The organism is Verrucosispora sp. ts21 (assembly GCF_002879555.1).
Lineage (GTDB): Bacteria > Actinomycetota > Actinomycetes > Mycobacteriales > Micromonosporaceae > Micromonospora > Micromonospora gifhornensis.
Map to the genome: position 1 here is coordinate 57757 of NZ_PNOZ01000016.1, position 18756 is coordinate 76512.

General features: G+C 71.5%; 12 protein-coding genes and 1 tRNA gene. 7 read left to right on the top strand and 6 right to left on the bottom strand.

The annotated features are described in order from the left end of the window. The first annotated feature begins 33 nt into the window (after positions 1 to 33). Positions 34 to 2835 carry a tetratricopeptide repeat protein gene (locus C1A38_RS09515; RefSeq protein ID WP_158244877.1) on the top strand — a complete coding sequence of 934 codons (2802 nt, stop codon included), beginning with the start codon at positions 34 to 36 and terminating at the stop codon, positions 2833 to 2835. A 182-nt stretch (positions 2836 to 3017) separates the two neighbouring features. On the opposite strand, the gene C1A38_RS09520 is transcribed toward C1A38_RS09515, so the two are convergent. From C1A38_RS09520 to C1A38_RS09530, 3 genes are all read right to left on the bottom strand, one after another. Further along, complete coding sequence (locus C1A38_RS09520) at positions 3018 to 3995, bottom strand: tyrosine-type recombinase/integrase (RefSeq protein WP_233196737.1); 978 nt, start codon at positions 3993 to 3995, stop codon at positions 3018 to 3020. A gap of 50 nt (positions 3996 to 4045) precedes the next feature. Further along, complete coding sequence (locus C1A38_RS09525) at positions 4046 to 4372, bottom strand: AbrB/MazE/SpoVT family DNA-binding domain-containing protein (RefSeq protein ID WP_233196738.1); 327 nt, start codon at positions 4370 to 4372, stop codon at positions 4046 to 4048. 246 nt (positions 4373 to 4618) lie between these two features. Next, positions 4619 to 4702, bottom strand: a tRNA-Leu gene (locus C1A38_RS09530). Positions 4703 to 4918: 216 nt separating this feature from the next. Between C1A38_RS09530 and C1A38_RS32180 the strand changes: the two genes are divergently transcribed. The 5 genes from C1A38_RS32180 to C1A38_RS09560 all read left to right on the top strand — a co-directional run bounded on the left by C1A38_RS32180 (position 4919) and on the right by C1A38_RS09560 (position 14569). Next, positions 4919 to 7159, top strand: coding sequence for a tetratricopeptide repeat protein (locus C1A38_RS32180; RefSeq protein WP_286047218.1), 2241 nt, complete (start codon positions 4919 to 4921; stop codon positions 7157 to 7159). Between the two features lie 208 nt (positions 7160 to 7367). Then, complete coding sequence (locus C1A38_RS09545) at positions 7368 to 9980, top strand: fibronectin type III domain-containing protein (RefSeq protein ID WP_102657470.1); 2613 nt, start codon at positions 7368 to 7370, stop codon at positions 9978 to 9980. 25 nt (positions 9981 to 10005) lie between these two features. Continuing rightward, the gene (locus C1A38_RS09550; RefSeq protein WP_102657471.1) at positions 10006 to 11001 is read left to right on the top strand and encodes an AAA family ATPase; all 996 of its coding nucleotides are present in this window, start codon (positions 10006 to 10008) and stop codon (positions 10999 to 11001) included. A gap of 14 nt (positions 11002 to 11015) precedes the next feature. Beyond that, a complete protein-coding gene (locus tag C1A38_RS09555) occupies positions 11016 to 12251 on the top strand; it encodes a DUF58 domain-containing protein (protein WP_102657472.1) in 1236 nt (411 codons plus the stop codon). Beyond that, positions 12227 to 14569: a transglutaminase TgpA family protein gene (locus C1A38_RS09560; protein ID WP_102657473.1), complete on the top strand. Its 2343-nt coding sequence runs from the start codon at positions 12227 to 12229 to the stop codon at positions 14567 to 14569. Before C1A38_RS09555 ends, C1A38_RS09560 begins: the two co-directional genes overlap by 25 nt. 11 nt (positions 14570 to 14580) lie before the next feature. Here the strand turns inward: C1A38_RS09560 and C1A38_RS09565 are convergent, their stop codons facing one another. Then, a complete protein-coding gene (locus C1A38_RS09565) occupies positions 14581 to 15546 on the bottom strand; it encodes an LLM class F420-dependent oxidoreductase (RefSeq protein WP_102657474.1) in 966 nt (321 codons plus the stop codon). Positions 15547 to 15679: 133 nt separating this feature from the next. Here C1A38_RS09565 and C1A38_RS09570 point away from each other — a divergent pair, with 133 nt between their 5' ends. Further along, complete coding sequence (locus C1A38_RS09570; RefSeq protein WP_102657502.1) at positions 15680 to 16621, top strand: DUF1028 domain-containing protein; 942 nt, start codon at positions 15680 to 15682, stop codon at positions 16619 to 16621. A gap of 110 nt (positions 16622 to 16731) precedes the next feature. On the opposite strand, the gene C1A38_RS09575 is transcribed toward C1A38_RS09570, so the two are convergent. Both C1A38_RS09575 and C1A38_RS09580 read right to left on the bottom strand, forming a co-directional pair. After that, positions 16732 to 17538: a maleylpyruvate isomerase N-terminal domain-containing protein gene (locus C1A38_RS09575; protein ID WP_102657475.1), complete on the bottom strand. Its 807-nt coding sequence runs from the start codon at positions 17536 to 17538 to the stop codon at positions 16732 to 16734. 214 nt (positions 17539 to 17752) lie between these two features. Beyond that, entirely contained in the window at positions 17753 to 18634 is an 882-nt protein-coding gene (locus tag C1A38_RS09580; RefSeq protein ID WP_102657476.1) for a phosphatase PAP2 family protein, read from the bottom strand. Between the last annotated feature and the right edge of the window lie 122 nt (positions 18635 to 18756).

Sequence of the window (18756 nt, forward strand, 5' to 3'; positions counted from 1 at the left end):
TACGTCGCAGGCCGCGATCAACACTTCCATGGGGTGAATGGTCCGGCCTTTGTCGTCGAAACCGGGCCCAGTCAACGACCGGCGCCGCTGGATGGCCTCATCGCCTTGCGGGAGCAGCCGAGCAGACTGCTCGCCGCTCGACGGCAGGCGATTCAGTTCACAGGCAGGTCGGCAGAGCTGGCCGATATCCGAACCTGGCGCAACGGGCCGGAACAGCGCAGCGCTTGGCTGATCCACGCCGCTGGCGGTCAGGGTAAGACCCGGCTGGCCGCTCGCGCTGGCGAAGAGGCCGCCATGCAGGGGTGGACGGTCGGGTACGCCCGACATCACGACGACTCACCTATCGGTGGCGATCCGGTGCCGGCCGGCGACGTGCCCCTCTTGCTGATCGTGGACTACGCCGAACGCTGGCCGCAGTCCGACCTGCACAAGTTACTGCGCTATTACGCGGTCCAAGATGGCCCGTTGCGCATCCTGCTGCTGGCCCGCTCGATCGACTGGTGGCCGGTGACCGCTGTCGAGTGCGACAACCTCGACATCAGCATCGATGGACGCTGGCCACCGCGTCTGTTACAGCCGCTAGCCGATGATCAGGCCGGCCGGCGAATACTGTTCGACGCCGCATGCGATCGATTCGCCGAGATCTACCAGGTGGACGACCTGCCGGTGCTAACACCCGCCGGACAGCTCAGTGATCCGATCTACGGACTGACGCTCTCCTTACACATGGCGGCCCTCGCCGCAGTACATGCGCAGACCTACGGCGAAGATCCGCCGCAGACCGCGGCGGATCTGTCGCGGTACCTGCTGGACCGGGAACGCCGCTACTGGAGCAAGCTCCACGGAGAGCAGAGCGTAACCGCTGCCGCTCGCACCGTGTTTATCGCCGCGCTCGCCGGCCCTCAATCGGTGACTGATGGCGTGGCGCTGCTGGAACACACCGGCTTGCCGCAGGCAGCCGACACCAGCGCTCAAAAACTGCTCGACGGACACGCGCGCTGCTACCCACCGAGCATCGATGGCCTCGTCCTGGAACCGCTGTATCCCGACCGACTCGCCGAGGACTTCATCGCCCTGACCCTGCCCGGCCCGCAACCGACAGGCCACGCCGACGTCTGGGCTGCGAACCTGATCACCAGCGCTCATAACGACGGTGGTCAGCTACGACATCAGCCAGGGCAACTGTTTACCCGAGAGCCTCCGAGGCCATCCGAGCACCTGAGCCGGGCATTGATCTACTTGGCGGCATCCGCAACTCACTCTGGCCACACCGCTGAACGGCTACGCCTCCTGCTTCAAGCCGACCCTGCCCTCGCGATGAACGCTAACGGTGTCGCGCTGGTGGCCATCACGCCTTACCTCGATCTCAGTCTGGCGGTGGAGATCGGCCGTCACTTGCCCGACGGCAGGGTTGATCTTTACCCGGCGGCTGCCGCACTAGCCGAGCACGTCGTAAGCCTCATCCCCATGACGGCCCCACCCGAACATCGGGCACCCACCCAGAGCATTCTTTCGTCAACGCTGGCAAGGGCTGGACGCTGGAAGGAGGCACTGAAAGCGGCCGAGAACGCCGTAGCAATCTACCGACAACTAACCGACGCCAACTCGGACCACATACCCGAACTCGCCTTGGCGTTAGACAACCTTGGCAACCGTCTAGCGGATGTGGGCCGCCAAGAGGATGCACTGTCCGCAGCCCAGGAATCCGTAACAATTTACCGACAACTAGCCGATGCGAACGAGGCATACCTGCCCAATCTCGCCATGGCTCTCAACAACCTCGCCGCCAGTCTCGCGGAATTGGGCCGCTGGAAAGAGGCACTGACTAAAGCCGAAGAAGCCGTAGAAGTTTACCGACAACACGCCAACACCGATACCACCCACCTACGGGACTTCGCCATGGCGTTGAGTAATCTCGGCAACTCCCTGTCAGGGATGGGCCGCCGGGAAGAGGCACTGGCCGTGGCCAGACAAGCAGTCGATATCCACCGACGGCCAGCTATGACGAACCCGGCCTACCTACCCGACCTTGCCCTAGCGTTGAACAACCTCGGCGTCGGCTTGGCGGAGGTAGGGCACTGGGAAGAGGCACTAACCACGGCCGAAGAATCCGTAAAGATCCACCGACAACTAGCCGATGCGAACCCGGACCACATACCCGAACTCGCCATGGCGCTAAACAATCTTGGTGGTCGACTGATAGAGCTAGGTCGCCGGGAAGAGGCACTGGTCCCGACTCAAGAGGCCGTAACGATCCGCCGAGAGTTGGCAAAGGTGAACCCGGCCGTTCACCAGCCTAAACTTGCCATGGCGTTGAACAACCTCGGCAGCGTTCTGGCAGCGCTAGGCCGCCAGGAAGAGGCACTGGCATCAACACAAGAAGCCGTCGCAATCAACCGAGAGCTGGCCACGGCGAACCCGACGGCCCATTTACCCGACCTCGCCAGAGCGCTAACTAACCTTTGCGGCAATCTAGCAGCGGCAGATCGGTGGGAGGAGGCATTGGATACGGCCGCAGAGGCTGTAGCTACCTACCGACAACTGCCCGAGACAGGATCGGCTGCGCACCTACCTGGCCTAGCCTCGTCTTTGATGGAGCACGCCCGGATTTGCGCCAAACTAAAGATGGAACTTCCTGCGGCCCTAACTGCCGCGACCCAGTCCATAACCATCTATCAGGCCCTAGCTGAACAACTGCCACGGATATTCAATGCCCATCTCATCGCAGCATGCCTAACCTTCGCCGAGATATTGGATTGTCTAGGGCAGAACAGTGAGGCCGCGCAAATCCGTCAGATATTCGCACGAGCTGGCGAGAACTGGGTACAAAGCTAACGACGCGGACGCCGTGCTGCCTCTGGCTTCAGGAAACCGCACCCCGCCGAGGTACAGAAGTGGTTGTCGGGAGCGTTGACGAGCAGCGCTCCCGACAACCTTCTACGGCACCTTACCTGCTCTCGCGGCCAGCACGGGAGTTTGCCCCATTGATAGCTGACCGCATGCGACATCTGACTTGGCTATGCGAGCGGGTGCGCCTCGCTTGTGAGAGCTGCCACGGCGGCGGCGATCTCTTGCAGGCTGGCGCGGACGTAGGTGGTCGTGGTGCCTGTGTCGCCGCCGCTGTCGTTGTGGCCGGCGAACGCGCGGGCGACGGCGTAGCTGAAGTTCCTCTCGACCCAGGTCAGCGTGGTGTGGCGGAGCCAGTGGGTGCTGATCTGCTGGGTCGCCACCCAGGGCAGGTGTCTACCGATGCGCTCCCACAGGTAGTCGTAGCGGCGATACGTGATCGGCTTGCCGTTGCGGTAACGCAACAGCGGCGTTGTCGGCGGGGCCGGCCGCTCCTCCACGTGCTGTTGCAGATGCCGCATCAAGGTAGGCGACACCGGCTGCCAGCGCACCGTCTCCCCCTTCTCGTGCAGCAGGATGAGGCACTGGTCCGGGTCAAGGTCCGCTGGCCGCAGGGCCAGCGCTCCGCCCCGACGGCAGGCTGTCTCCGTGTGTAGCCGCAACAGCAGGCAGTCCAGAACCGGGTCGTCGCCGGTCGTGGCGGCGACCTGATTGATCTCGGCGAGCCGCGTGTCCGGCACCGCACGGCGGGTGCTCGGCAGGCGCTGCGGTTTGGCAACCTTACGAGCTGGATTATCCGCCTCGGCGAGATGGCCATCAGCGACGGCGTGGTTGTAGAGACACCGCAGAGCGGCGATGAGGTGCTCCGCCGCGCTGCGACCGCCGCGGGCGTTGCGGCGCGCGACGACATGCGTTTTGACGTGCTCGGCGAAGCGCTTGATCTCGGTCGGATCAGGCTCGTCCAACCGTCGGTGGCCCCACTCCTTGAGAACCCGGTTCCAGTAGGAGGCGTAGACCCTGCGGGTACCCGGGCTGACCGCCTCCGACACCACGGGGATGTACTCGGCGAACGTCGGTGCCGGCGGACCGGCAGGGGCGCTCTGTTGCAGGTCGCCCGGTGAGATACCAAGCCGGGACAGCAGCAGCATCGCCGCGTCCAGGTCAGCCTGGCTCGGCCGGCTCGAAGAAGGCTGCATGGTCATACAGCCTCACCGTCCAACGCAGCCGCCTGCGCTTCGGTGATCATCGCGTGCACGGCGGCCGGCGGATAGACCACAAGCCGGCCGACAGCCGGGTCAGCGACCAGCAGGACACGGCTGCCGGCTGCGAGCCCACACCAGTGCCGGACCGTCGCCGGTAGCCGAACTTGACCAGGTCGAGTCACCCGGAACGCCGCGTGCGGATTGGCGGTAACGAGCACCAGACCACCACGCACCCGAACGTCCACCCGGGTACCCGATAGCCACCCCAGCGCAGGGATAACCACCGCTTCGGCCAGCCGACCATCACGATCGATCGCCGCCATCCCATACAGCGCCGTCGACCGCGCCTCGGGAGCCAGCTGCGCAACCGGCAAGGCACGCCGACCCTTGATCGGCTCACCTCTCGGCCCAGCCGGAATCGAGGGCGGCACCACCGCTGACACGACCCGGGCAGTCACCACGACCACCCCCGAGACGAGGCGGGAGAGACAACGTTGGGAACTGGGGTCCGGTGGTCAAACGGGTTTGACCACCGGTACGTCACATCACGCAGATATGCGGGGAAATTGTGTCCGAGGGGGGACTTGAACCCCCACGCCCTATACGGGCACTAGCACCTCAAGCTAGCGCGTCTGCCATTCCGCCACCCGGACCTACTCTGTCCAGCCTACCCTGCCGGCCTCGGTGGTCCACCATCCGAAGGCCGCCCAGCGGGCCGCACGGGGAGTTACTGTACACGCCGCAGATGGATCATGCACATCGGCATCGGCCGCCCGCCCAGGCCGGAAGGGGCGGGGTCCGGGAGACGGGCGTACCGGGTCCGCGGGTCGGGTAGCGGTGCGGCGGCGACACCCGGCAGCATGGGCCACGTGCCCCATGCCTCTCCCCTGGCCGTCGCCCAGCAGCGTGCCCTCGCACTGCGTGGGGCGGGCAACCATGCCGCCGCCCGTGAGCTGCTGAGTGACGCGTTCGAGTCTGCTCGGCCGCCGTTCGGCAAGGATCACCCGGACGTCCTGAGCACCGCGCACCTGCTGGCTCGGCTGCACCGGGAGGCGGACGAGCCGAGTGCCGCCCGCCGGGTGCTGGAGGAGGCGTTCGCCGCCGGGGAGCGCCGGTGGCCGCAGTCGGACCCGCTGATGCTGGCCTTGTCGTACGAGCTGGGATCCGTCGCGGACGAACTGGGCAACCGCCACGAGGCTCGCCGAAACTACCTGCGCGTCGCGACCGCCGGCCCCGCCGTGCTCGGTGTGGATCATCCAGCGGTACGCGCAGCACGCGAGTATCTCGGCGACGCCGCGCCCGCCCTCCCGCCGGCGGCTCCCCCGGCCGGACAACCGGCTTCGGTCGATCAGTCGCCGCATGGTGCGCTCGCTGAGCCGACGGTGTCGCTGGCCGTCCTGTCGACCGCCTGGCAGCCGCACGACGCGTCGATCGCCACCGCGCCACTACCCGCGGTGGCTCCCGCTGCGTCCGCTGCCCCAGCCGTCCCCTCTGCGCCCGACCTGCCACCCCTTGCCCCGGCCGTGCCGCCGGTGCCGCCGCCCCCTGGCCCGGCGGCATCGGTGCCACCTGCTCCGGCGGTGCCTACACCCCGGGCCGCTATTCACGACCAGACTGCCCGCCTGGGTGAGCCAGGTCTGGCGCTGCCGCCCGAGGCGGCGTCGCCCGCAGCGGTGTCACCCGGAGCAGCGTCGCCAACGGCAACGTCGCCGGAGGTGGGCGACGCGACGGAGGTACTGGACCTGACGGTGCCTGCGCCTTCCACCGGGTCGGCGGAGCAGGGTGACGGCCAGCCGGCCGCAGCACGTCAGCCGCAATGGGCAAATCCGACGATTCCGGTCCAGCAGATCGGGCCGCTGCTGGCAGAGGAGACGGCTCGCCTCGGCTCCCGGGCACAGGCTACGACGCCGCCCGCCGACACAGCACCGCCCGTCAGCGGCCCACCGCACAGCGCGGCCCCGATCAGCGGACCGCCGCACGGCACCCTTCCGGTCAGCGGACCGCCGCAGAGTGCACCCCCGGCCAGCGGACCGCCGCCCACGCCACCACTCAGTGGTGCGCCGACCAGTGCTCCACCCTTCGTACCAAATGATCATCTGTCCGGGCCTCAGGCGCATCAGGTGCCGGGGTTCGGTGACGTGGGGCAGGTCGCGCCGGTGAGCCCGGCGGCGCACGAGCTGACCGCGCCGCTGCCCCAGCCGGGACCGACAAGCGGGCCGCCGGGCAGGGTGCCGTTCCCGCGCGCAGCCGCCGGCAGCCTTCCCGGCCCGGCCGCGGAGACACCGGCGTACCGTCCGACGAGTGGGCCGCCGCGCCACCTGCCGGCTGGCGACCTGCCTGGCAGTTCGGGTGGTTATGGCAGCGCGGGCGGCCCGCAGCAGCACGGTGGTTTCGGTGCCGAGGACCCGCAGCGGGCGGCCCAGCAGATCCCGCCCCCGCCGGCACCACCAACGACACCGCAGGCTTACCCCCCGCCGGCACCACCAACGACACCGCAGGCTTACCCCTCCCCCGCACCACCAGCGGCGCCGCACGCCTACCCACCGCCGACGCAACCGGCGGCACCGCAGGCGTACCCGCCGCCCGGTGGGCCGGCGTACCCGTCGGCCGGGTGGGGGCAGCAACAGCCCGGCCAACTGCCGCCGGGATCGGGGGGCACCCCGCCGTACCAGGGTCCCCCGATGACGTCGGCGCCCGGTCGTAACCGGGTCGTGGTGGTGGCCGTGGTCGCGGTGGTGGTGGCGCTCGCGGCGATGCTCGGGGTCGGGCTGTTGCTGCTCGATCGGCGGTCCGCCGCGCCGTCGACGGTGCCCGACTCGTCGGCGCAGCCGCAGGGTGGTGCGCCGCCTGCGGATCTCGCGTTGCGCGACGACCGGAGCACGATCACCCTGACCTGGGTCGATCCGGCGGACGGGCTGGTGCCGTTCATGGTGGCCGGTGGGCGGGCCGGTCAGTCGCTGGGGGTGATGGCCACCGTGGGCCCTGGCGAGACCAGTTATACCGTGAACGGGCTGAACTCCCGAGTGGACTACTGCTTCACCGTTCTCGCCGTCTACGGCACCGACCAGTTCGCCACCTCCAGCCAGGTGTGTACCAGCCGGGAGGGTTGACAACCCGACCGACATCGGCTCACCGTCGCGGCCCGACAGTGGTGGGAGGACACGCCGACGACACGCCACGCAGGGTGTCCACAGGCGGACAATGCGGGTTCCCGGCGTCCATAGCGTGACCATATGATGGCTCCCGGCTCAGGGGAGGGGTTGCCGTACGGGGGCGCCGCCTGCCAGGACGACACGGGAGGCGCCAACTGTGGCGAGCATGGACGAGGTCGTTCCGACCCGCACGACCCGGTCCCGATCCCGGCTGCGGGGTGGTCTGGTCACCGTGGCGACGGTGCTGGCGCTGCTGGCAGCGATGGGTCTGACCGTGCTCGGTCTCGGCTCGGCGGACAACGCGGTGGCCAACTACGACGCGAGTTCGTGGCTGTGGAGTGCGGCGCGCAGCGAACTGGCCCGGGTCAACGGGGTGACCGCCCGGGTGGACACCCGGGTGGAGGTGCCCGCGGCGCGACGGCATCCGATGCAGGTGGTGCAGACGGATCGGATGTTGGTGCTGCGTGACCTGCACAGTGGTCAGATCAGCGCGTTGGACCTGGCCACGCTGCAGATCACCGCGACCACGCCGACCACGCCCGGGTTGGGTGTCAGTGTGGCGCTGCACGAGGATGCGGCGTTCGTGGTGGACGCGGTGCAGGGTGTGGTGCGGCAGTTGGATCCCCGGTCGCTGACGCCGGTGGGTGAGCCGGTGCGGTACCCGCCGGGGATCACCGGTGGCACGTTCGACGGCAAGGGTCGGTTGTGGATCGCGGTACCGGCCGAGGGCACGGTCTCGGCGATCACCGCCGCCCGGTTGCCGGCGTCGGGGGCACCGGATGCGCCGGTGTCGCCGAGCAGGGTCGAGACCCATGACGTGGCGGAGCCCAGTCACGAGTTGATGGTTTCCACGCTTGATGACGGTGTGGCGGTGCTGGACCGTACGGCCGGGGCGCTGGTGACGGTGGTGCGGGGCGAGACACGTCGTACGGTGCTGGGTGAGCAGTTGACCGGGCCGGGCACGGTGCCGGTGCGTACCAGCGGGCCGGTGGTGCCGGTGACGGTGGCCGGGCAGCGGCAGGTGCACGCGGTGACCGACGGCGAGGTGCGGTCGTTCACGGTGCCGGGTGAGGGTGACCGGCTGGGCGCTGCGGTGGCCTGGGCGGGTCGGATCTACTGTGCCGACGACGCGGCGGGTGTGGTGTACGCGTTCGACGCGGCGGGCCAGTTGGTGGACACCATCCGGGGCCGTTGGGGTGGGCCGTTGGAGTTGGAGGTGCGGGAGAACCATCTGTTCATCAACGCACCGGACGCGGCGACCGCCCGGGTGGTGAACGATCGGCACGAGGTGCGTGAGGTCGACAAGTACGCCAACGACGTGCTCGGTGGTGATCCGCCGGAGGAGCCGCCACCGCCGCCGCCTCCCCCGCCGCGCAAGCCGCAGGTGAGTAAGCCGGGTGCGCCGCGCAGTGTGACCGCGTCGGCCGGTGACGCGCAGGCGCGGGTGAGTTGGCGTCCGGCGGCGGCCAACGGCGCGGAGATCGTCCGCTATGTGGTGGAGGGTGCCGGGCAGCGCCTGGAGGTGGGGGCGAACCAGCGGTCGGTGCAGGTCAAGGAGTTGACCAACGGGGAGACGTACACCTTCTCCGTGCACGCGGTGAACGCCAAGGGTGCGGGACCGGCGCGCAAGAGCAATCCGGTGACCCCGACGGCGGAGGTGCCGGACGCGCCGGCCAGTGTCTCGGCGCAGGCCCGGCCGGACGGCACGGTGGTGGTGACCTGGCCTGAGGCGAACGGGCAGGGCAACACAATCGCCCGGTACGCGGTGACGGCCACGTCGGCGGGGACGAATGCCCCGGCCGGTGAGTCGGAGGGCACCGAGTTGGTGATCGCCGCCGGTGAGTTGGAGTACGGCACGCAGTACGCGTTCACGGTGGTGGCGGTCAACGACAAGGGTGCGTCGTCGGAGTCGTCGCCGGTCAGCGACACGGTGGTGCCGTTCACGGTGCCCGGTGCGCCGGTGGAGTTGACCGCGGGCACGGTGGCGGATCGGCCGGGCACGGTGTCGGTGCAGTGGGCCCCGGCCGAGGCCAACGGCCGCCCGATCTCCGGGTACGTGGTGGAGGTGGGCGAGCAGCGCAGCGAGGTCACCGACACCCGCACGACGGTGGGTGGCCTGGGTGACGGGCAGAACGTGACGGTGCGGGTCCGGGCGGTCAACGAGGCCGGTGAGGGTCCGGAGGCGACGACGACGGCGCGGACGGTGGCGCCGCCCCGGGTGACGGTGACCGGTTCGTCGGCGACCTCGACGTCGGCGACTGTGGCGTTCACCGTGGACGCCGGCGGTGGGCAGGCGACGTGCACGCTGTCCCGGTCGGGTCAGCCGGCCACCAGCGGCCCGTGTTCCAGCATCACCATGGGTGGGTTGACGCCGGGCACCGGTTACACGTTCACGGTGACGGCCACCAACGCCGCCGGTTCGGGTACGGCGACCCGGGCTCAGGAGACCGACGCGCTGTACGGCATCGCCACCTGTGTCAACGGCGACGAGCCGGAGCAGCGCACCTACTGCGACCGGGATCGCGACGGCCGCAACGGCAACGAGATCTTCTCGGTGCCCCGGCAGGACAACGACCGGCAGGTCGGCTGGGCCAAGCCCGGCACCCGGCTGAAGGCGCTGTGCAAGGTCCGCGGCGAGGAGGTGTACGCGTACGTCTACAACAACGGCAAGCGCAGCACCTGGTGGGTGCGGGTCGAGTACAGCGGTCGCAACTACATCCCGTGGGTCTGGTTGAACCTGGAGGACGGCGACAACATCAACGTCCTGCCCACCTGCTGATCCACCCCAGGCAAGGAGCACCACCGTGAACAGCCAGGAACCCCTCAGCCACCAGGAGGTGCAGGGCTTCGCCGCCCTGGCCGCCCGGCTGGCGGAGAACGTCAACGCGGTGGTGCTCGGTAAGCCGCAGGTGGTCCGGCTGGCGTTGACGGCGCTGTTCGCCCAGGGGCACGTGCTGCTCGAAGACGTGCCGGGGGTGGGTAAGACGACCCTGGCGCGGGCGATCGCGGCGACGGTGAAGGGGCAGTGGCGGCGTATCCAGTTCACGCCGGACCTGCTGCCGTCGGACGTGTCCGGGGTGACGATCTTCAACCAGGCCACCCGGGGGTTCGAGTTCCATCCGGGTCCGGTGTTCGCCAACATCGTCATCGCCGACGAGATCAACCGGGCGTCGCCGAAGACGCAGTCGGCGCTGCTGGAGGTGATGGAGGAACGCACGGTCACGGTGGACGGCGTACGCCATCCGGTGCCGCAGCCGTTCCTGGTGGTGGCGACGCAGAACCCGGTGGAGATGGACGGCACCTACCGGCTGCCGGAGGCGCAGCTGGACCGGTTCCTGGTCAAGCTCTCCGTCGGCTACCCCGACGAGGCGGTGGAGGTGGAGGTGCTGCGCGGGGCCACGGTGCGCTCCCCCGAGGCGTTGGCCGCGATCACCGACACCACCACGATCGGGGAGATGGTCCGGATGGCCCGCCGGGTGCACATCGCCGAGCCGCTGTACACGTACGCGGTGCGGCTGGCCGCGGCGACCCGTACCCATCCGCAGGTGCGGGTCGGGGTCAGCCCGCGTGGGGTGATCGCGTTGACCCGGGCGGCGTGCGCGTACGCGCTTATCGACGGCCGGGGTTGGATCATGCCGGAGGATCTCAAGACCCTCGCCGAGCCGGTCTTCGCCCACCGGCTGCTGCTCACTCCGGACGCCCAGGTGCGTGGCGTGACCGCCGGTGACGTGTTGCGTCAGGCCGTCGCGTCGGTGCCGGTGCCGCTGCCGTCGGGGCAGCCGGCGCCGGCGCAGCCCTGATCGCGAGGAGCGGCGTGGGGATCACCGCCCGGGGTACCGGTCTGCTCGTCGCCGCGGTGCTGCTGTTCGGCGCCGGGTTCCGGTTCGGGTACCCGGAGTTGACGGTGCTCGGCGCGGCGGCCGGCGTCGCCGTGGCGGTCGCGGTGCTGAGCGCGGCGTGGCGACCCCGGTTGCAGGTGCGCCGGCAGGCGGACCCGGACCGGGTGGCGCGGGGTGAGCCGGCGGCGATGACGTTGACCGTTCGCAACGTGGGTCGGTTGCGGTCGGCGAGTCTGCTCGCCGCCGACCGGTGCGGCGACCAGGTGGTGCCGGTGCCGGTGCTGCGACTGCGCCCGGGGGCCGACACCACCGTCGGTTACGAGGTGCCGACCGCCCGGCGGGGCGTGGTGCCGGTGGGTCCGCTGCGGGTGACCCGCCGCGATCCCCTCGGCCTGGTCGTGGTGGCCCGCAGCTACGGCGACAGCGTGCCGGTGTGGGTGCACCCGAAGATCCATCCGTTGCGTGCGGTGCCCACCGGCGCGGGCCGCAGTCTCGACGGCCGGGTCGACGCCGTACCGCACGGCTCGATCACCTTCGACTCGTTGCGGGAGTACGTCGTCGGTGACGAGTTGCGGCGGGTGCACTGGCGTACCAGTGCCCGGGTCGGTGAGCTGATGGTGCGGGAGAACGTGGACACCAGCCTGCCCCGGATCGTGGTGCTGCTGGACAACCGGTTGGCGGCGCATCCGCAGCGGGTGCGTGGGGTGGCCGAGTCGTTCGAGGCGGCATGTGAGGCGGCGGCCTCGGTGGTCACCGCGGCGGTCCGCGAGGACCTGCCCGTGACGCTGCTCTTCGTCGCCGCGCCGGACGACCTCGCCGAGGCGAGCACCGCAGCGACTCACCACGGCCCGGCGGGCCTTGGCGGCACGGAAGCTCACGGGGCGGGCGCGGACGGGGCCGGCGACGGTGGACCGACCGGGCCGTTGGACCGGTTGGCGGCGGTGTCGCTGTCGGACGAGGGCACGCTGGAGGCTGCGGCGGCACGGCTGCGCCGCGACCGCCTCGGCGACACCCTGGTCGTACTCACCGGGCCCGGTGGGCGCGATGACCTGGGGCACGTCGGTGCGCTGCGCGGGGCGTACCCGTCGGTGGTGGTCGGGGTTTTCGGCGCGACGGAACCGACGCCGCCGGGTACGGGCGGTCTGCTCGTGGTGGACGCGGCCGACGGGGCCGCGTTCGCCGCCGAGTGGGACGGGGTGCGCCGGTGGTGAGGCTGCTGCGGGCGGTCCCGGTGCCGGCGGCGCTTGTCGGCATGGTCGTCCTGGCCGGGGTGACGCTGGACCGGGTGTACGCCGGATCGCTGCTGACCGCCCTGGTGGCCGGCGCGGCCCTCGGGTCGGTGCTGGTCAGCGTCGCGGCGCGGCGGCTGCCGTCGTGGCTGGTCGCGCCGGTGTCGGTGCTGGTGATGTTCGGTTGGACGGCGTGGTGCCTGCGGCTGACCGCGGATCGGGCCGGTCTGCCGGGCGGGTTCGCCCAGGTGGCCGCCGACGCCGCCGGCAACGGCATCCCCCGGCTGCTGACCGCGATGATCCCGGTGGAGCCGACCCCGGACACCGTCCTGGTGCCGCTGGTGGGTGCCTGGTTGGCCGGGCTGGCCGGCGCGGAGGTGGCCCTGCGCGCCGGGCGGGTGCTGCTGGGTTACCTCCCACCGGTGTTGCTCCACGTCGGCGCGGTGTACGTCGTCGGGCCCAACGCCGAACCGGCGATCGGCCCGACCGTGGCGCTTGTGGTGCTGGCGGGGCTCGGCCTGGCCGCCTCGGCCCGGCGCGGCGACGACCCGCTCGACACGCTGGCCCCGACGGTGCGCTCACGGGTACGGGCCCGGCTGGCGGTCGCCTCCGCCGCCGGTACGGCGGTGGTGGTCGCGGCGGCGACGCTGCTCGGCCCGGCGGTGGCCGCGCTGGTGGAGGTACGACCGGTGGACCCGCGCCGGTACGTCGAGCCGCCACAGGTCGAGACGCTGGACGAGAACCCGCTGATCCGGATCTCCGGCTGGGCGCTGCGCCCCGACCAGCAACTGTTCCAGGTGCGCACCGAGGCCGGTGGCGGCAACCGGATCCGGTTGGCGGTGCTCAGCGACTACGACGGGGTGACCTGGCGGGTCGGTGCCACCTACCGCAACGCCGGCCGGATCCTGCCGACAGTGGAACCGGCGACGCACGCCACCGTGGAGACGGTCCGGCAGGAGATCACCGTCGACGAGCTGAGTGGACGGTTGTTGCCGGCGGTGGCCACACCACGCGAGGTTACCGGCGCCCGGGTGGCGTACGACCCGGGCACCGGCACCCTGATCCGGCCCGACGGGCTCAGTCCCGGCCTGCGCTACACGGTGATCTCCGCCCGGGAACGTCCGGACGCGAACCTGCTGGCCACCGCGAACACCCCGGCCGGGGACGAGGTGGCCCGGGTACTGCACGTGCCGGACGGGGCGCCCGACCAGTTGCGCCGGCTCGCCGCCCAACTGGCCGAGGAGAACGGCGCCCCGTACGCCCGGGCGGCGGCGATCGAGCAGTGGCTGGCCGAGCACTACCGGTTGGTCGCCGACGCGCCCAGCGGCCACGCGTACCCGAATCTGGCGTTCTTCCTGTTCGGGCCGCGTAACGGTGGTGGGCAGCGGGGCACCTCCGAACAGTTCGCGGCCTCGTTCGCGGTGCTGGGCCGGTTGGCCGGGTTACCGACGCGGGTGGTGGTCGGGTTCGCCGCGCCGGGCGACGGGCCGGTGCGCGCCGGCGACGCGTACGCCTGGCCGGAGGTGCTCTTCGACGGGGTGGGCTGGGTACCGTTCGACCCGCTGCCCCGCCCGGACGACGAGCCACGACCGGTGGAGGAGGACTTCCGGCCGCAGCCGGAGAAGCCACCGCCGTCGGAGCAGCCGGAGCCGACCGTGGAGCCGACCGCGTCGGCTGCGCCCCCGGCCGCCGCCGAGGGCGGTGACGATCATGCCGGGTTGTCCACGCCGGTGCTGGCCGCCGGTGCCGCCGCCGGTCTTCTGCTGCTGGTCGTGGCGGCGCTGGCCACCCTGGCCGGCCTGCGCCGGGCGCTGACCCGCAACCGGCTGCACCGAGGTCCGGCCGACCAGCGGGTCGCCGGTGCCTGGCGGGAACTGACCGACGCGCTGCGGCTGGCCGGGCGACCGGTCCCCGCCGACCTGTCCGCCACCGAGGTCGCCGCCGCGGCTCGCCGGGCCCTGCCCGCCGCGTCGCCAACCGCCCCGTTGCCGGCCGCCGCGTCGCAGGCCGCCCCGTCGCAGGCCGCCTCGTCGCCGGGTGCCGCCTCGCAGGTCGCCGTGTCGCAGGGCGCTGGCGCGGGACCGGCCGAGGATCGGTCGGTGGCCGCGTGCCGGGCGGTGGACGACCTGGCCCGGCTGGTCAACCAGGTCGGGTTCGCCCCCGGCCAGGTGACCGACGCACAGGCCGACATCGCCGCCGACGCGGCCACCCGCTACACGGGCGCGCTGCGCGCCGCCCGGTCCCGGTGGCGGCGGCTGCTCTGGTCGGTGCATCCAGGGCCGCTGCGCTGGCGACGCTGAGGACGACCCGGTCAGCCGAGGCCGAGCCGGGCGATCATCGTGGTCAGGGCCGCCGTGTCCCCGGCAGCCAGTTCGGGAGTGGGCAGCAGCGCCAGTACGGGGACATCCACCCCGGCCTCGGCGTAGCGGCGGACCTTGGCCCGGCACTGCTCGGGTGAGCCGTGCACGATCAGCGCGTCCACCACCTCGTCCGGCACGGCGGCGAGCGCGCCCCGCCGGTCGCCGGCCGCCCAGGCCTGCCACATCGGCGACAGCGCCTCCTGGCGGCCGAGCCACCTGTGGAATTCCGCGTACGCGGGCACCGTCAGATAGCTGGTGATCATGCGGCGGCCCAGGGTGCGGGCGTACCCGGCGTCCTCGGTGGGGCAGACGAAGATCCGGGCGACCACCTCGAACTGCGGGCGGCGTTCGCCGAGTTCCGCCACGGCGCGAGGTACGTCGGTGGCGGCGAGCCAGTTCAGGATGACCCCGTCGGCTTCGGCGGCGGCCAACCGCAGCATGCCCGGCCGCAGCGCGCCCAGCAGCAACGGCGGCGGTACGGCCGGCGGACGTTGCAGGCTGAACCGCCGCACGGCGAAGGTGTCGAAGGCCCCGTCGACGGTCTCCCCCCGCAACGCCGCCCGCAGGAACCGCAGCACGTCACGGGTACGCCGAAACGGCTCGGTGAACTCGACCGCGTTCCAGTCGGACACCACCACCGGCGACGACGCGCCGATGCCCAGGGCGAACCGGCCCGGCGCGACGTCGGCGAGCGCGGCGGCACTCATCGCCAGCAGGCCCGGCCCGCGGGTGAACACCGGCGTGACCGCGGTACCCAGCCGCATCCCGGGCTGCCAGACGGCGGCCAGCGTCAGTGGTGTGAAGGCGTCGACACCGTTGACCTCGGAGGACCACAGGTCGGTGAACCCGGCATCGGCAAGAGCCTCGTACACGGCGGCATGGTCGGCCAGCGCGACCCCGTCCAACGGCACCGTCATCGCCCATCGCGTCGTCATCGATCGATGGTGCCCGTACCCGGTCTCCCAGGCAAGATCCCCCTCGGCCACCCGGTCGACCGGCTGCCCTCGCCGAAGCGGCAATCCGGCCGTGACCAGCGCTAACCTTGCCGACGTGACCTTCTCGCTCGTCGCCCGCTCCGCCGACGGCCACCTGCACGGTGTCGCCGTGGCCAGCCGCTTCCTGGCCGCCGGCGCGCTCGTACCGGCAGCCGAGGCGCAGGTCGGCGCGATCGCCACCCAGGCACACGTGAACCTGGCCTACCGGCCCCAGGGGCTCGCCCTGCTGCGTACCGGGGTGACGGCGGCGGGTGTGGTCGCCGGTCTGGTCGCCGCCGACCCGGAACGCGACCACCGCCAGCTCGGTGTGGTCGCCGCCACCGGCCCCGGCGCCACGTACACCGGGGAGCACTGCCGGGACTGGGCGGGCGGCCAGGCGGGCGACGGCTGGGCCGCGCAGGGCAACATCCTCACCGGCCCCGAGGTGATCGACGCGCTGCGTGACACCTGGCTGGCCCGTACCGATCTGCCGTTCGCGCAGCGGCTGCTCGCTGCGCTGCGCGCCGGGCAGGAGGCCGGCGGCGACCGGCGTGGCCAGCAGAGCGCCGGGCTCGTCGTGGTCCGTCGCGGCGGAGGGTACGGCGGCACCGGCGACCTCATGATCGATCTGCGGGTCGACGACCACCCCGATCCGATCACCGAGCTCGACCGGCTGCTGGCCGTGCACACCCTCATGTTCAGCCGCCCCGACCCGGCCACCCTGCTCGACCTGACCGGCGCGGTGGCCGCCGAGGTGGCCGGTCTGCTCACCGCCCTCGGCCACCCCGCGGACCCGGCCGATCCGGAGGACGCGCTTGTCGAGTGGGCCGGCCTGGAGAACCTGGAGGAGCGGCTGGCCCCCAGCCGCATCGACCCGGTGGTGCTGGCCCGGCTGCGGGCCGCCCTCCCCCAGGTACCCGCACCCCGAGGTGCGGCCTCAACGGATCGCGACCCGGCCGTCAGCGCGGGCAGAGACTCCGCGGCCCCGGTAGGCAGCGACCCTGAGTCGGCACGGTAACGCGCCCCACCCGACCCGGCCGGTCCACTCGACGCAGCCAGACCAGTCGACGCAGCCAGACCAGTCGACGCAGCCAGCCCGCTCGACGGGGCCTGTCCGTTCGGTGGGGATCAGCGGCCGAAGGCGAGCAGCGGCAGGCCGACGCGGGCGAGGGCTGCCTGTTCGGCAGGACTGCACGGTGTGCGCCCGGTCACCTTGGTGATCAGGGTCAGCCGGTCCCAGCCCAGCTCCGCCGGCAGGCGGCGGCCCGCAGTGAGCAGGTCGGTGATGACCCGGCTGGCGGCCGTGGTCAGCCACGGCGGACGGTCCAGCGCCGCGGCCAGGTCCAGGCCGTGCACCCCGACCTCGACCACCCGGGTACGCAGGAACTCCGTCACCGTCATCGCATCGCCGTGTCGGGTGCGTACCACCCGGTCCGGTGGACACGCCTCGACGGCCGCGAGGGCAGCGCGCCAGGCCCGGTCGAAGTCCTCACCCGATCCGACCCCTCGGCGCGCACCCTCCGAGCCGAACCTCTCCTCACCACTCTCGGCCCGCCCGTCCCCCACCCGAGCCTCCTCGACCCGATCCGCCTCGGCACGAGCCGACGCGATGCGAGCCTCCTCGGCACGAGCCGACTCGACCCGATCCGCCTCGGCGCGGGCCGACTCGATGCGGGCGGCGTCGACCTCGGGGGTGAACTTGGCGGCACCGAAGTAGCCGGCGGCGTCGACCAGGGCACCGGTCGGTGCCGGTGCGGCCAGCATGTCGATCAGCCGGCCCGCACCGGTGCGAACATGTGCCAGCAGTTCGGCCACCGTCCACGGCACGCAGCCGGTCGGCCGAGCCAGGTCCCTCGGATCGAGGGCCGCCAGCACCTCACCAAGCCGCAGGCACTCCGCACGGAAAGCCGCCCGAACGAGATCGACGTCCCCCACGCACTCCCCCACCTCGGACCCCCCTACCTCCGACGGCCCCCGCTCGGGCAGCTCGGCCCCGGAGCCAACTCCCGCCACCGACCGACGATTCATGATCGTGCTCGATCCCGGATCGAGTGGCCTCGTTCTCACGCTCAACCCACTCGATCCTGGATCGAGCACGATCTTGCGGGCAAGTCCGGACGCGGTGGTGTTGTGGCACAGGTGAGGGTGGTCAGCCCTTGTGGCGGGGGACGATGCGGTGCACTGCGGAGAGGGCCAGCGCCATGACCACCCCCATCGTTCCGGCGATGCCGGCGGCGCTGCCGGCGTACCCGACGAACAGGGGGTGGCGGGGCAACTCGGCCGGCGCGGTGGTGCGCTGCCCCACCAGCCAGGACAGTGCCAGCGCGCAGCCCGCGATCGCCAGGAGTCCACCGAGGCCGAGCAGCAGCGCGACGCCCCGGTGCGCGTCGGCCGAGGAGACCTTTGCCTGTTCCCGCTGGGTGATCAGCAGCAACAGGCCGGCCAGCGCCGCCCACACGCCGACCACGAGGAACGCGGCCACCGCGTCGCTGGGACGGTGCCAGCCCGCCGAGAGGGTCGCCACCCCGGCGACGGCGGCGTAGGCGGCACCGACCACGGCGGCGAAGGCCCGGCCCTTGGGTGGCAGGACGAGCACCAGCGCCACCGCCACCGAGGCGGCGACGGTGGTGTGTCCGCTGGGCAGGCTGTTGCCCACGTACGCCCGTTCCGGGTCGATGCCGTAGTCGGGCCGGGCCAGGCCGTACTTGAGCAGTTGGGTGGTGACGTTGGCGCCGGCGATCAGCAGGGTGGCCGCCACCGCCAGGGCCACCCGGCCCCGGATCAACGCGATGAACCCGATCGTCACGGTGGCTGCCAGCAGCGACACCACGGACATCGCGTTGAGGATCCGGTCCACCGGATCCTCGATGTGGTCACGGCCGATCCGGTTGCCGGTCAATGCCACCGTGTCGATCCATTGGCCGACGTCGGTGTAGAGGGCGAATCGCCAGACGACGATGAAGGCCGCCGTCTGGACAAGGGCCAGCAAGACCAACCAGACCGCAGTCCCACCCCTCGGCGTCACGCGCACCCGGACAACTTAGCCGCCGTCGCCCGGCGGTCTGCCAGTGGCCCGCCGACCGCGCCGGCACCGGCGTCAGGCGCAGCTGAGCAGGGGCAACGCTGGGCGGCACGGCGGTCGGCCGGAGATGT

Excerpts from the sequence above, each read along its gene's own strand:
- C1A38_RS09520 (WP_233196737.1), bottom strand. The coding sequence starts at position 3,995 with ATGCTGCTGCTGTCCCGGCTTGGTATCTCACCGGGCGACCTGCAACAG.
- C1A38_RS09525 (WP_233196738.1), bottom strand. The coding sequence starts at position 4,372 with ATGGCGGCGATCGATCGTGATGGTCGGCTGGCCGAAGCGGTGGTTATC.
- C1A38_RS09545 (WP_102657470.1), top strand. The coding sequence starts at position 7,368 with ATGGACGAGGTCGTTCCGACCCGCACGACCCGGTCCCGATCCCGGCTG.
- C1A38_RS09565 (WP_102657474.1), bottom strand. The coding sequence starts at position 15,546 with ATGACGGTGCCGTTGGACGGGGTCGCGCTGGCCGACCATGCCGCCGTG.